The following is a 12270-nucleotide window of genomic DNA, read 5'->3' as shown; positions in this document are numbered from 1 at the left end:
GGCGCGGTTTCACGTGCTGGCGAGTTGCTGCTGTACCTCGTTGATGGAGTTGCGGATGCGCTGGCTGAAGATGGAATCGTCGTGATGGATCATCACCAGTCGCTCCGTCGCACGCGTCATCGCGACATAGAGCAGGCGCGCTTCCTCGCCTTCGTTCTTGCCCGGCTTGGGCAGGGAGCCGAGTCCCGGGATGATCACCAGCGGAAACTCCAGGCCCTTGCTGGAGTGCATGGTGATGAGTTTCACCGTGTCGTCGACCACGAACAGTGAGCTGCTGCCGTTGCCTTCGGCGAGCTGGCTGGCGATGCCGGCCTGCTGCAGTGCCTCGTGCAGCTTTTCGCCTTCCCAGGCATTGCGGAAGATCACTGCCATATCCGACAGGCGGCGTCCGCCCGCCTGTTCGTCGCGCAGGCGCTGGATGATCGCGGGCAGCTGATCTTTCTGCCGTTCCACGCGGATGAGTTCGGGGAGTGCGCCGCGACGGCCCGCGCTCTGCGGTTCCACCAGCGGGACGCCATCTTCGTCTTCGTCGCGACCCAGCAACAGCTCGTTGGCAAAGCCGCGCGCCACGGCGAGGATCTCCAGCGTGTTGCGGTAGTTGAGTTTCAGGATGGTGGTGCGGCCCTGTGCCTGCACGCCCAGGCTCTTCCAGCTGAGTTTCTTGCGGTTGGCCTGGCCGTAGATGTTCTGTGCATCGTCGTACAACACCAGCAGGGAGTTGGTGTTGGGGTCGATCATCTGCACGATCAGCTTGTACCACTCGGGCTCGAAGTCGTGGCCTTCGTCGATCAGCACGGCGCCGTACTGGAAGCGCGGAATCTGTCCGCTGTCCACGCCGGCGATGACGGCCGGCGGCAGCTCCTCCGCCACATGCGGGCCTTCTTCGGGCATCGGCACGTGGTAGGCCGTGAGCATGCTGCGGCACCACTTGTGGAAGTTGTACACCTGCACCTTGTCGCTCAGGCCGCGCTCGCCCATGAGCTGTTCCAGTCGCGCCGCCAGTGCCGTGTTGTAGCAGAGCACCAGGATGGGCTTGGACAGCGTGCGCGCCAGTTCCATCGCGCGGAAGCCCAGGATCATGGTCTTGCCCGAGCCGGCCACGCCGTGAATGATGCGATGCTCGTCACCCAGCGAGCGCGCCAGCGATTCCTGCTGGGCATCCATCACCTGGATGAGATCGGGTATGCCGACCTTGTTCACCTTGCCACGGGCGCCGGTGCTGAACAGGCCGAACTGGCCTTCGCCCGCTTCCACGCGGATTTCCGGGAACAGATGCCAGCGCACGCGGTCGATCTGCGGCAGCGTCAGCGCGGTGGGGAACACCTGCGGGAACATCGCCCACAGGCGTTCCTGGAAATCTTCCGACTCCACCGATTCGTACATCTCGTCCTGGCAGATGACGAGGTGCGCGGGAAGCGCCGACTCCAGCTGCCCGGCCTCGTAGTGCTTGCGGCTGATGTTGGCGAGCACCACGCCGTAGCCCAGCGGCATCTGCAGCTTGCCTTCGTAGGCGTGCCCGGGCGGATAGCACAACGCCGGGTCCTGCTGGAGCACCTTGGCGATCTCGTTGGCACCGTCGCGAGCCTGCATCAGCGGGTTGTGCTCCTTCACGCTGCTGCTGCCAGTGATCATGGTGAACAGGGTGCGGTCCGCCTGCTGGATGCTGTCGTGCTTCCAGTCCTTCACCTCCAGCACCAGCAAACCGCGGCGCGGATGGAACACGATGAAGTCGGGGCGACGCTGTTTCGGCCCGATGGCCACGTCGTGCCACAGCAGGTAATCGTCTTCGAGCTTCTGCTCCAGCCGCTCGGAGAAGCGCTTCTCGCCGCTGGTCATCTGCGGCAGGCAGCTGTTTCGGGATGGAATGAGCGTCGCCACTGGGATGCTGCCTCTAGCCGTTCCGTCGGTTCGCGCGGTGCGTCCGGGTCCGGCGACGTTAGCGGATCGGCGGTGGGTGTCAATCTCGTGGTGCGCGCGACAACCCCGGCAGGATGGGGCTTTCGGCCGGCTCCCGGGTCGATCAGCGCCAGTGGAGCAGGGTTTGCGCCGGCACGCCGACGCGCGCGCAGGCGTGGCTGGCGATGCCATCGTGCAGCGCCATGCGGAATACCGGTGCCACCGACCAGAGTGCCCGCGCCGCCAGTCGCGACTGCGCGCGTTGCAGTGGCGTGCGCTCCAGCAGTGCATCTGCCCATGGCGGCAGCAGGGCTGCACCGGCCTGCAGGAACACATCGCGCGACAAGCCGGCTACGGGCACCGGGAGTCGTACCCGATACAGCACATCGAGTACTTCACGCGATCGGGCCGTGAAGTGCAGCTCGGGGCGCATGCGCCGGAAGTACGCCGTGATCTGTGCTTCCGAACGCGGCACCTCCCGGGCGCCGAGCGCTTCGGCCACGCGTCGCACTTCGTCGTAGTAACGATCGGCCGCACCCGCAGGCAGGGTGATGTGGCTGTAACGGCGGTAACCCTGCAGGAAGCTGTAAGCCTCGGTGACGTGCACCCAGGTCAGCAGGTCCGGATCATCCGCGGCGTATGGCCGTCCATCTTCGCCAACACCCTTTACCTGCGCGTGGATGTGCTTCACCCGCTCGATCAGCATCTGCGCCTGGTCCACGGGCGCATACGTGGTGCCGCTGACAAACGAGGTGGTGCGGCGCAGGCGTCCGACCAGATCGTCGCGGAAGTTGGAGTGATCCCACACGCCGGCCAGCGCGAGCGGATGCAGGGTCTGCAGCATCAGTGCGGCCAGGCCGCCGGCGAGCATGCCGGGGAAGTCCGCGTGCACGCGCCACGTGGCGCTGTCCGCGCCGAACAGCCCGGGGTCGCCGGGCGGATGATCGTAGTCCACGTGCCCGCCGCCACCGCGCGGAAACGCGCCCAGTACCCAGCGTCGGATGGGTTCGCGGGCAGGGCGGGTCAGCAGGGTCCAGGGGGAAGACATGGCGGCGAGTGTACCGTTCGTGCAGCGCGTTGGTTTCAAATGCACCCTTTGCATGCGCAAAAAGCCTGTGTTATTCCTTGTCGTCATGACCTCCCACACCGCCCGCCAGTATTTTTGGTTTTACGGCTATCCGATGCCGCTGGCGGAGGGTTGGTCTCGATTGTCCTGACGACAAGACACCATTCCCAAAAAGGCCGCCAGCCACCACTGGCGGCCTTTTTCATGGCCGCGAGTGGATCCCCAAGGAGACACCGTGAACCCTTCCACCGATGATTTGCGCATCCGTTCCATCACGCCGCTCAGCCCGCCGGCGGAGGTGATGCGCGATTGCGCTGCGAGCGTGCATGCGGCACATACCGTCAGCGCTTCACGCCGGGCACTGCACCGCATTCTTGCGGGCAAGGACGACCGCCTTGCCGTCGTGATCGGCCCGTGCTCCATCCACGACACGAAAGCCGCGCTGGAATACGCCGAGCGCCTCGTGGCGCAGCGACAGCAACTCGCGGGCGAGCTGGAGATCGTGATGCGGGTGTACTTCGAAAAGCCGCGGACCACGGTGGGCTGGAAGGGGCTCATCAACGATCCCGATCTGGACGGCAGCTTCCGCATCGACAAGGGCCTGCGACAAGCGCGCGGCCTGCTGCGCGACATCGCCGAGCTTGGCATGCCGGCCGGTTGCGAATTCCTCGACATGATCACGCCGCAGTACATCGCCGACCTGGTGGCATGGGGCGCCATTGGTGCGCGCACCACCGAGAGCCAAGTGCACCGCGAGCTGGCATCGGGGTTGTCGTGCCCGGTGGGCTTCAAGAACGGCACCGACGGCAACGTGAAAATCGCGGTGGACGCGGTCAGCGCCGCGTCGCAGCCGCATCATTTCATGGCGGTCACCAAGGACGGCCAGACCGCGATTGCCGCGACCACCGGCAACGAGGATTGCCACGTGATCCTGCGTGGCGGCAAGACGCCCAATTACGACGCGGCCAGCGTGGACGCCGCCTGCGTCGCCATTGCGAACAGCGGACAGGCGGCCCGCGTGATGATCGACGCCAGCCATGCCAACAGCCTCAAGCAGCCGGAGAACCAGCTGCGCGTGATCGACGACATTGCCACGCAGCTGGCTGCCGGCGAGCGACGCATCGTCGGCGTGATGGTGGAAAGCCATCTCGTTGGCGGGCGGCAGGATCTGGTGCCTGGGCAGCCGCTGCGCTACGGCCAGAGCATCACCGATGGCTGCATCGACTGGGAGGCATCGGTGGCCGTGCTCGATCGGCTGGCGCAGGCCGTGCGTGAGCGCCGCGCCGCGCGACAGCCAACCCAACGCACCGTGCGCGTTGCGTCGGGTTGCTGAGCCGCCGGCTCAGGGCATGCTTTCGTGGCTGATGGCGCTGGGGTCGACCGCCAGCGTCAGTGTCGCCACCTGCATGTCGCCGTTGCGGGACATCGCAGCGATGGACTGGCTGCCATTCTGGGTGGTGTAGACGTTGTCCTCTGACAACGTGGTGCGCTCAATGCCGTGACGCTGGTAGTCGGTTCCGGCCATGGCGGCGAGCGACGTGGCTTCGGAAAAGAACAGTTGGCCCGTGTGTACGACCTTGCCGCCACGGTAGTGGCCATCCTGCATCCGACCGCCCACGTGCAGCTTCAGGTGGATGTGGTTGCAGCGTCCGGCGTAGTAGCCGGGGAAGATCGTGCGGAATGCCACCATGCCTCGCGCATCGGCGACCTGCACGCCGCGCAGGAAGGTCAGCTCATCGGACGGCGTGCTCTTCGGCGGCCCACCGTGCGGGCCACCCGCCATGCCGGGCGGCGGACCGGGCGGCATGCCCATGGGTGGCCGGCCGCCGGGTGGCGGTCCCGGCGATGGTCCCATGCCGGGGCCACCCGGCGACATCGCGGTGAAGCCCGAATACAGGCCCTGCGCATCGCAGTGCCAGATTTCCAGCGCGGTATCGCTCAACGGCCGGCAGGTGCGGCTGTCGAGCACTTCAAAATGCAATGCCAGCGGCGAGCCGGGTTTGCCCTCGGTGATGTCCTGGCGCAGCAGCGCGCGATCCAGGTAATACGGACCTTCGGTCTGTTCCGCGCTCAGGCGGCAGGCCGGACGTCCATCCGGCAAGGCGCGTGCGATGCGGGCGAAGGGGAGGGCGGCGAACCCGCCCAGGCACATCTGCAGAAATTGCCGTCGATTCCAGTGGATCTTCACTACGCGTCCTGAACTCACTCACGGGGCGCCACACGGCGCAGCCATTCATCGAACGCGTGGATCGCCGTGGGGATGACAGGCGTGAATATCCTGTCGACGCGGCGAGCCGGTCAGTCTTCCAGTGTCGCGTCGAGGTTGATGGTGGCCTTGAGCACCTTGGAAACCGGGCAGCCTTCTTTCGTGGCGCGGGCGATGCGGTCGAAAGTGGCCGCATCCATGCCCGGCACTTTCGCACGGCAGGTGAGATCGATGGTGGTGATGGAGAAACCATCGCCGTCGTTGTCCAGGCTCACCACCGCGCGGGTTTCGATGCGGTTGGCCGGGTGCCCGGCCTGCTCAAGGCCCAGAGCGAGCGCCATGCTGTAGCAGCCCGCATGAGCCGCACCGAGCAGTTCTTCCGGGTTGGTGCCGGGGGCGTCTTCAAAGCGTGAGCGAAATCCGTATGGCGCGTCGTGCAGGATGCCGGTGCCAGTGGATATCGTACCGGTGCCTTCCTTCAGGCCGCCCGACCAGACGGCAGCAGCTTTCCTTTTCATCGCGTACATCCCCATGGCGTGGTGTGGCGGCAGCGTCCACTAAGCCTGGCGAAAGAGTCATGCACGAAATGCGAACGCGAAAGGCGCCGGTCTTCACGCGTGGTTCGCTGCCACTTGCTTTAATCTCCGCGCCTTGCTGCTCGAGGTGCGTTTCATGTTTGCCGAGATCAATCACAATTCCAGGGCCCACCGTTTTGAAACCAAGGTGGATGGCGTGCCCTGCGTGCTGGACTACACGCTCGAAAGCGGCGTGATGACCATTACCCACACCATCGTGCCGTCCGCGGTGGGCGGGCGCGGGATTGCCTCCAACCTCGTGCGCACCGCGCTGGACATGGCGCGTGAGGAGCACTGGAAGGTCGATCCGGCCTGTTCCTATTCCGAGATCTGGATGACCCGTCATCCCGAGTATCAGGACCTGCACGTCTGAGGCGGCCATTCGCGCCGGATCGGCGCGGATGAGGGGAAGTTGACCTGCTGGCACTAAGATGCGCCATGCCCGCTTCCGGGTCATGGAGAGATCGTGGTGACGACAAGCAGCCAGAACGGTGCCGGGGTGCGCGCATGAGCACCGCACCGGACGATACCCGCCCGCACGCCCGCGGTTTCATTCCCTTCCGGGTGCTGCGGGCGCGGCCACGACTGATGATTGCCGGCGCGCTGGCGCTCACCGCCGGACTGGTGTTGTGGTTCTGGCTGGCGCTGAAGCCGGCCAAGGCCTTGCTATTGGGATTCGACCTGGGCGTGCTGATCTATCTCGCCGAGCTCACGCTGCTGTTCTGCACGACGACCTCACCCGACGTGATGCGTGGCCAGGCCCGCAAGCAGGACACCGGACGCTGGGGTGTGCTGTGGACGGCGCTGATACTGACCGGCTTCGTCGCACTCGCGCTGACCACTGAAATGAGCGGCGCCAAGGGCGGTGATGCCAAGGCGCTGGTGATTGCCGCCGGGACCATCGTTCTTTCGTGGCTGTTCCTCAACGTGATGTTCGGCATGCATTACGCACACGGCTACTATGGCGACTTCGGCAAGAAGAACGAAGGGCTGGAGTTTCCCGGCACCGAGCAGCCCGATTACTGGGACTTCATGTATTTCGCCATCGTGATAGGCATGACCTTCCAGGTCTCCGATGTGCAGATCAGCAGCCGCTATCTGCGACGCGTGGCCTTGCTGCACAGCGTGATCGCGTTCTTCTTCAACGTGTTCATCATTGCGATCAGCGTGAATATCGCGGCCGGGCTGGCGGGCTGAGCAAGCCGCGTGACCAAGGTAGGAGCGCACCCTGTGCGCGGCCGCGGCGCCATGTGGCTCCTCAGTTGACGACCTTCGTTGCGTGGTGGGAGGTAATCACCCGTTCGGCACTTTCGTCGCGCACAGGGTGCGCTCCCACAAGGGGCGGGCAGAGACAGGAAACCCGCCATGTGGCGGGTTTCCATGGAAGCGTGGCGTGGTGCCGGCTCAATCCCTGAAATTATCGAACTGCAGCGGCAGTTCAACGTCCGCCTTGCGCAGCACGGCCATCGCCAGCTGCAGGTCGTCGCGCTTCTTGCCGGTCACGCGCAGCTTGTCGCCATTGATCTGCGCTTCGACTTTCAGCTTGGCCTCTTTCAGCGACGCCACCAGCTTCTTGGCGACAGGCTGTTCGATGCCCTGCTTCACGGTGATCTTCTGGCGCGAACCGCCGAGGTTGGTTTCGGCATCGCCCACTTCCAGCGCGCGGATGTCGATCTTCCGCGAGGTCAGGCGGCCACGCAGGATGTCCAGCATCTGCTCCAGCTGGAACTCGCTGGGCGCCGACTGGGTGATCACGAACGCGTCCAGCTCGAATTTCGCGTCGGTGCCCTTGAAGTCGAAGCGGCTGGCCAGCTCGCGGTTGGCCTGGTCCACGGCGTTGGTCAGTTCGTGCTTGTCGACTTCGGAAATGACGTCAAAAGAGGGCATGGTGGCGATTCCGGGGCAAAGGAAAGCGCCAGTTTAAGCGATATGGCCCGTCCTGACCGATAATGCCCAGCCAGGCTCGAGGAGTGGTCATGAAGGCGGTGTGCGCGTGAAAGTGGATGTACTGGTCATTGGCGCCGGCGCTGCCGGCCTGATGTGCGCCATCGTGGCCGGCCAGCGCGGGCGCAGCGTGCTGGTGGTGGATCATGCCAACAAGGTCGGCAAGAAGATCCTGATGTCGGGCGGCGGGCGCTGCAATTTCACCAATATGGGCGTCACACCGGCCTGCTACCTGTCGGCCAATCCCCATTTCGCCAAGTCCGCGCTGGCGCGCTATACGCCGTGGGATTTCATCGCCATGGTGGAAAAACACCGCATTGCCTATCACGAGAAGGAACTCGGCCAGCTGTTCTGCGACGAATCCTCCAAGCTGATCGTGCGCATGTTGCTGGACGAGTGCACGCAGGCCGGCGTACGCATCGAGACCTCCTGCGGCGTCAAGCGCGTGCGCAAGACGGAGGAGGGCTTCAGCGTGATCACCGCCAACGGTGAGGTGCACGCGCAATCGCTGGTGATCGCCACCGGCGGCCTGTCGATTCCCACCATGGGCGCCACCGGGTTCGGCTACGAGCTGGCTCGGCAGTTCGGCCACGCGGTGCTGCCCACGCGTGCTGGGCTGGTGCCGTTGACGCTCAGCGGCAAGCATCAGGAGCGCTATCACGACCTGTCTGGCGTGGCCTTGCCGATGGTGGAAGCCCGCGTCGGCAAGCACGCGTTCCGCGCGGGCATGTTGTTCACGCATCGCGGCATCAGCGGCCCCGCCGTGCTGCAGATTTCCTCGTACTGGCAGCCGGGCGACGATCTGCGCATCGACCTGTCGCCGGGGCTGGATCTCGCCGAATGGCTGCAGGAGCAGCGCGCCGCGCGGCCTGCGGCGGAACTGAAGAACGTGCTGGGCGATGCATTGCCGCGCAGGCTGGCCCAGCGCCTGTGCGAGCTGTGGTTCGAGAGCAGGCCCATGCGCCAGTACCGCGAAGCGGAACTGAAGAACATCGGTGAGCAGCTGCACGACTGGCCCATTGTCGCCAGCGGCACGGAAGGTTATCGCACGGCGGAGGTGACGCTTGGTGGCGTGGATACCGATGGCGTGTCCTCATCCACCATGCAATCGAAGCTCGTGCCGGGCCTGTTCTTTGTCGGCGAAGTGGTCGACGTGACCGGCTGGCTGGGCGGCTACAACTTCCAGTGGGCGTGGGCATCGGGTCACGCGGCGGGTGAAGTGGCGTGATTTCGCACTCATTGAACGCGTGGCGTGTTAACACGCCTTGATGGTTTTGCCTGGAGGATGCGGCATGAAGGTGGGTTTCATCGGTTTGGGTTCCATGGGCAGTGCCATGGCGAGCAACCTGATCAAGGCCGGTCATGACGTGACGGTGTGGAATCGATCGCCGGGCCCGACCGAGCCGCTGGCATCGCTGGGCGCGAAAGTGGTGAAGACCGCCGATCGCGCCGCGCAGGGCGACGTGTTGTTCAGCATGCTGGCCAACGATCAGGCGGTGCGCAGTGTTTTGTTCGAGGACGGCCTGCTGGACGGCATGGACAAGGGCACGGTGCACGTCAATCACGCGACCATTTCGGTGGCGTTGGCGCGCGAACTGGTGCAGGCCCATGCCGAGCGTGGCCTGGATTACCTTGCCGCGCCGGTGTTCGGTCGTCCCGACGTGGCGGCCGCCGGCAAGTTGAACATCCTCGCCGCAGGCAAGCCGCAGGTGATCGAACGCGTACGTCCCTTGCTCGACGCCATGGGCAGCCGCATCTGGCCGCTGGGCGACGCGCCGGAACGCGCGAACGTAGTAAAGATTGCGGGCAACTTCATGCTTGGCGCGGCCATCGAAAGCATGGCCGAGGCATCGGCGCTCGCCCGCGCCCATGGCGTGAGCGCAGCGGATTTCCTCGAGGTGATGACGAGCACGCTGTTTGCTGCGCCGGCGTACCAGGGTTACGGCAAGCTCATCGCGGAATCACGCTATACGCCAGCGGGCTTTGCCTTGCCGCTGGGCTACAAGGACATCGGTCTTGCACTGGCCGCCGCCGATGCAACGCGCGTACCGCTGCCGATGGCCGGTCTGCTGCGCGACAGCCTGCTTGAGGCATTGTCCGCGGGTGACGAGGACGTCGACTGGTCAATCATGGCGCAGGTGGCTGCACGCCGCGCCCATCTGGATGAGCGCAAGCTCTGATCGATCCATTCAGCGAATGGTAGGAGCGCACCCTGTGCGCGACCGCGGCGCTGAAAACCGCCACAGCGTGGGTTCGTTGCCAGAGGGCATCGCATGCAGAGGTCGGCGCTGCGTCACCGGTTGCCCTGTAGTGACCCATGAGGCAAGTCGCGCACAGGGTGCGCTCCCACAAGGGCAGGCAAGGATGGCATGGCGCAGGGCGCCTCAGCGTGTCTGCCGGAACTTCACCAGCCAGCGATCCAGCTGATTGGCGAAGGCCTGCTTGTCACGTGCATGGAAGGCGGCCGGGCCACCGGTATCCACGCCGGCGCCGCGCAGTTCATCCATGAAATTGCGCATGGAAAGCCGCTGCGCAATGGTGTCGGGCGTATAGAGTTCGCCGCGCGGATGCACGGCCAGGGCGCCCTTGGCGATCACGGCGGCAGCGAGCGGGATGTCCTGCGTCACCACCAGGTCGCCGGCGGTCACGCGATCGACGATCTCGTTATCCGCCACGTCGAAACCACCGGGTACCTGGATGGCGCGCACGAAACGCGAGGGCGGCGTGCGCAGCCACTGGTTGGCCACCAGGGTGACCTGCACCTGTTCGCGTTCCGCCGCGCGGAACAGCACTTCCTTGATGGCGGCGGGGCAGGCGTCCGCATCCACCCAGATTTGCGGACGGGAGCTCAATCCTTGCCGATCCACTGCAGGGTGCCGTCGATGATGGTGTTGGTGTGGCCGCCGATCCACACGTCCTCGCCGTCGATACGCACCGTGAGGCTGGCATCGTGGCCAATTTCGCGGCCCTGGCTCACCACGTAACCGCGTGCCAGCGGGCCCTGAGGTTCGGCATGGGCGATGTAGGCGGCAATCAGGCCGTTGGCTGCGCCGGAGGCCGGATCTTCCACCAGGCCCACGCCCGCCGGCAGCGCGCGCACCACCAGCTGGTAATCGGGATGCGAACTGCGGGCGAACACGCACAGGCCCATGCTGTCGGTGGCCTTGGCCAACGCGCCGATGGCAGCGTGGTCGGGCTTCCATTGGCGCAGCGAGGCTTCGTCCGCGCATTCGGCCAGCCACCAGTGGCGACCGCCGGACACATAGGCCGGCGGCAGCGTGCCGAGCCCGATGCCGGACAAGGCACCGTCGAGCAGCGCGTGCGCGTCGCGCCCGGTCTTCTCCACGACGGAACGAGGTGATTTCAACAGCAACTGTTTTCCGCTGCCGTTGTTTTCCACACGGATGGGCAGCACGCCGGCGCCGCATTCCTGCCACAGCACACCATCCACCGGTTCGGCCAGTCCGCACAGCAGCACGGCGTGCGCGCTGCCGATACTGGGGTGACCAGCGAAGGGAATTTCCTTGTGCGGCGTAAAGATACGCACGCGGTAGCTGGCGCCGGGCTGGCTGGGCGGCAGCAGGAAGGTCGTTTCAACGAGGTTGGTCCAGCGGGCGAAGGCTTGCATGCGGGCGTCGGTCCAGCCGGTTGCGTCGGTGACGACGCCCAGGTGGTTGCCGCCGCCGGGTGTGGCGGCAAAGACGTCCAGATGCAGGTAACGGATCGACATGGAGTGGGGCCTGGGCCTGGGGAAAGGCGGGGAAGCCGCGCATGATAATCCCTAATGCCGCCCTGCGCTTGGGCTTTTCCGCGATTTCCGGTGTCGACAAGCGCGCCTCGCGCCGCCAAGATGGGAACTCTTTGTCGTCGCCTTTTGCCCTGTACGGAACATTGCATGGTCACCCTGATCATCATCGCCATCACCGCCGTCGTGTCCTTCATGGCGTTCAATAACGCCCGCCTGATGAACGATCTGATCCTGTGGCCGCCCGCCATCACGCGCAGCCGCGAATACCACCGACTGGTGACTTATGGCGTGGTGCACGCCGATTTCGGGCACCTGCTGTTCAACATGATCACGCTGTATTTCTTCGGGCGCGTGATGGAGGGCTTCTTCGCCGCCAAGCTGGGCGTGATGGGGTTCGCGCTGTTCTACATCGTGGCGCTGGTGGTCTCGATCCTGCCGACCTACCTGAAGAACCGGAGCAACCCCAATTACCGCAGCCTGGGTGCGTCGGGTGCTGTCTCGGCGGTGCTGTTTTCCTTCATCCTGCTGGCGCCGTGGTCGCGCATCGTGGTGTTCGTGATACCGATGCCGGCCATCATCTACGCCGTGCTCTACGTGGTGTATTCCATCTACATGGATCGTCGCGGACAAGGCAACGTCAACCATAGCGCGCACCTGTGGGGTGCTGCATTCGGCGTCATTTTCACCCTCGCGATCCGCCCGGAAGTGTTCTTGCATTTCCTCTCGGAACTCTCGAATCCGAGGTTCTGAAGGCATCACCGATATTGAAAAACAGGGGTTTTGCTCACCCCTGATACATCTTTGCAGTGTTACTTCTCGGTTTAGCCTGGCGTGA

General features: G+C 64.9%; 13 protein-coding genes. 6 read left to right on the top strand and 7 right to left on the bottom strand.

Translation table 11 applies throughout. The annotated features are described in order from the left end of the window. Positions 1-9: 9 nt before the first annotated feature. Entirely contained in the window at positions 10-1836 is a 1827-nt protein-coding gene (locus H8F01_RS04325) for a 3'-5' exonuclease (RefSeq protein WP_187059152.1), read from the bottom strand. A gap of 184 nt (positions 1837-2020) precedes the next feature. Beyond that, complete coding sequence (locus tag H8F01_RS04320; RefSeq protein WP_187057829.1) at positions 2021-2944, bottom strand: oxygenase MpaB family protein; 924 nt, start codon at positions 2942-2944, stop codon at positions 2021-2023. Between the two features lie 253 nt (positions 2945-3197). Here H8F01_RS04320 and H8F01_RS04315 point away from each other — a divergent pair, with 253 nt between their 5' ends. Further along, on the top strand, positions 3198-4295 hold the full coding sequence (locus H8F01_RS04315) for a 3-deoxy-7-phosphoheptulonate synthase (RefSeq protein WP_187057828.1): 1098 nt from the start codon (positions 3198-3200) through the stop codon (positions 4293-4295). 9 nt (positions 4296-4304) lie between these two features. On the opposite strand, the gene H8F01_RS04310 is transcribed toward H8F01_RS04315, so the two are convergent. Continuing rightward, on the bottom strand, positions 4305-5150 hold the full coding sequence (locus H8F01_RS04310) for an intradiol ring-cleavage dioxygenase (RefSeq protein ID WP_187057827.1): 846 nt from the start codon (positions 5148-5150) through the stop codon (positions 4305-4307). Between the two features lie 110 nt (positions 5151-5260). Next, positions 5261-5686 (bottom strand): OsmC family protein, encoded by a 426-nt coding sequence (locus H8F01_RS04305; protein ID WP_187057826.1) that lies wholly within the window; start codon positions 5684-5686, stop codon positions 5261-5263. A gap of 154 nt (positions 5687-5840) precedes the next feature. Between H8F01_RS04305 and H8F01_RS04300 the strand changes: the two genes are divergently transcribed. Together H8F01_RS04300 and H8F01_RS04295 are read left to right on the top strand one after the other, a co-directional pair. Continuing rightward, positions 5841-6116: a GNAT family N-acetyltransferase gene (locus tag H8F01_RS04300; protein WP_187057825.1), complete on the top strand. Its 276-nt coding sequence runs from the start codon at positions 5841-5843 to the stop codon at positions 6114-6116. A gap of 134 nt (positions 6117-6250) precedes the next feature. Continuing rightward, the gene (locus H8F01_RS04295; RefSeq protein ID WP_187057824.1) at positions 6251-6940 is read left to right on the top strand and encodes a DUF1345 domain-containing protein; all 690 of its coding nucleotides are present in this window, start codon (positions 6251-6253) and stop codon (positions 6938-6940) included. A 207-nt stretch (positions 6941-7147) separates the two neighbouring features. On the opposite strand, the gene H8F01_RS04290 is transcribed toward H8F01_RS04295, so the two are convergent. Continuing rightward, the gene (locus H8F01_RS04290; RefSeq protein WP_187057823.1) at positions 7148-7630 is read right to left on the bottom strand and encodes a YajQ family cyclic di-GMP-binding protein; all 483 of its coding nucleotides are present in this window, start codon (positions 7628-7630) and stop codon (positions 7148-7150) included. 106 nt (positions 7631-7736) lie between these two features. Here H8F01_RS04290 and H8F01_RS04285 point away from each other — a divergent pair, with 106 nt between their 5' ends. Together H8F01_RS04285 and H8F01_RS04280 are read left to right on the top strand one after the other, a co-directional pair. Continuing rightward, positions 7737-8915 carry a BaiN/RdsA family NAD(P)/FAD-dependent oxidoreductase gene (locus tag H8F01_RS04285; protein ID WP_187057822.1) on the top strand — a complete coding sequence of 393 codons (1179 nt, stop codon included), beginning with the start codon at positions 7737-7739 and terminating at the stop codon, positions 8913-8915. 64 nt (positions 8916-8979) lie between these two features. After that, positions 8980-9867 carry an NAD(P)-dependent oxidoreductase gene (locus H8F01_RS04280; protein ID WP_187057821.1) on the top strand — a complete coding sequence of 296 codons (888 nt, stop codon included), beginning with the start codon at positions 8980-8982 and terminating at the stop codon, positions 9865-9867. A gap of 204 nt (positions 9868-10071) precedes the next feature. Here the strand turns inward: H8F01_RS04280 and H8F01_RS04275 are convergent, their stop codons facing one another. Continuing rightward, entirely contained in the window at positions 10072-10539 is a 468-nt protein-coding gene (locus H8F01_RS04275) for a YaiI/YqxD family protein (protein WP_187057820.1), read from the bottom strand. Next, the gene (locus H8F01_RS04270; RefSeq protein WP_187057819.1) at positions 10536-11417 is read right to left on the bottom strand and encodes a PhzF family phenazine biosynthesis protein; all 882 of its coding nucleotides are present in this window, start codon (positions 11415-11417) and stop codon (positions 10536-10538) included. Before H8F01_RS04270 ends, H8F01_RS04275 begins: the two co-directional genes overlap by 4 nt. 165 nt (positions 11418-11582) lie before the next feature. Between H8F01_RS04270 and H8F01_RS04265 the strand changes: the two genes are divergently transcribed. Further along, positions 11583-12185, top strand: a complete 603-nt coding sequence (locus H8F01_RS04265) for a rhomboid family intramembrane serine protease (RefSeq protein WP_187057818.1) — start codon at positions 11583-11585, stop codon at positions 12183-12185. The last annotated feature ends 85 nt before the right edge of the window (positions 12186-12270 follow it).

This window comes from Dyella telluris (assembly GCF_014297575.1).
Classification (GTDB): domain Bacteria; phylum Pseudomonadota; class Gammaproteobacteria; order Xanthomonadales; family Rhodanobacteraceae; genus Dyella; species Dyella telluris.
Note: the sequence above shows the minus strand (reverse complement) of the source record. Positions and strands in the feature narration are given on the sequence as shown.

What these genes read in the sequence shown, in the direction of transcription:
- H8F01_RS04290 (WP_187057823.1), bottom strand. Translation starts at nt 7,630, where the DNA reads ATGCCCTCTTTTGACGTCATTTCCGAAGTCGACAAGCACGAACTGACC.
- H8F01_RS04325 (WP_187059152.1), bottom strand. Translation starts at nt 1,836, where the DNA reads ATGACCAGCGGCGAGAAGCGCTTCTCCGAGCGGCTGGAGCAGAAGCTC.
- H8F01_RS04270 (WP_187057819.1), bottom strand. Translation starts at nt 11,417, where the DNA reads ATGTCGATCCGTTACCTGCATCTGGACGTCTTTGCCGCCACACCCGGC.
- H8F01_RS04265 (WP_187057818.1), top strand. Translation starts at nt 11,583, where the DNA reads ATGGTCACCCTGATCATCATCGCCATCACCGCCGTCGTGTCCTTCATG.
- H8F01_RS04280 (WP_187057821.1), top strand. Translation starts at nt 8,980, where the DNA reads ATGAAGGTGGGTTTCATCGGTTTGGGTTCCATGGGCAGTGCCATGGCG.
- H8F01_RS04295 (WP_187057824.1), top strand. Translation starts at nt 6,251, where the DNA reads ATGAGCACCGCACCGGACGATACCCGCCCGCACGCCCGCGGTTTCATT.
- H8F01_RS04305 (WP_187057826.1), bottom strand. Translation starts at nt 5,686, where the DNA reads ATGAAAAGGAAAGCTGCTGCCGTCTGGTCGGGCGGCCTGAAGGAAGGC.
- H8F01_RS04320 (WP_187057829.1), bottom strand. Translation starts at nt 2,944, where the DNA reads ATGTCTTCCCCCTGGACCCTGCTGACCCGCCCTGCCCGCGAACCCATC.
- H8F01_RS04300 (WP_187057825.1), top strand. Translation starts at nt 5,841, where the DNA reads ATGTTTGCCGAGATCAATCACAATTCCAGGGCCCACCGTTTTGAAACC.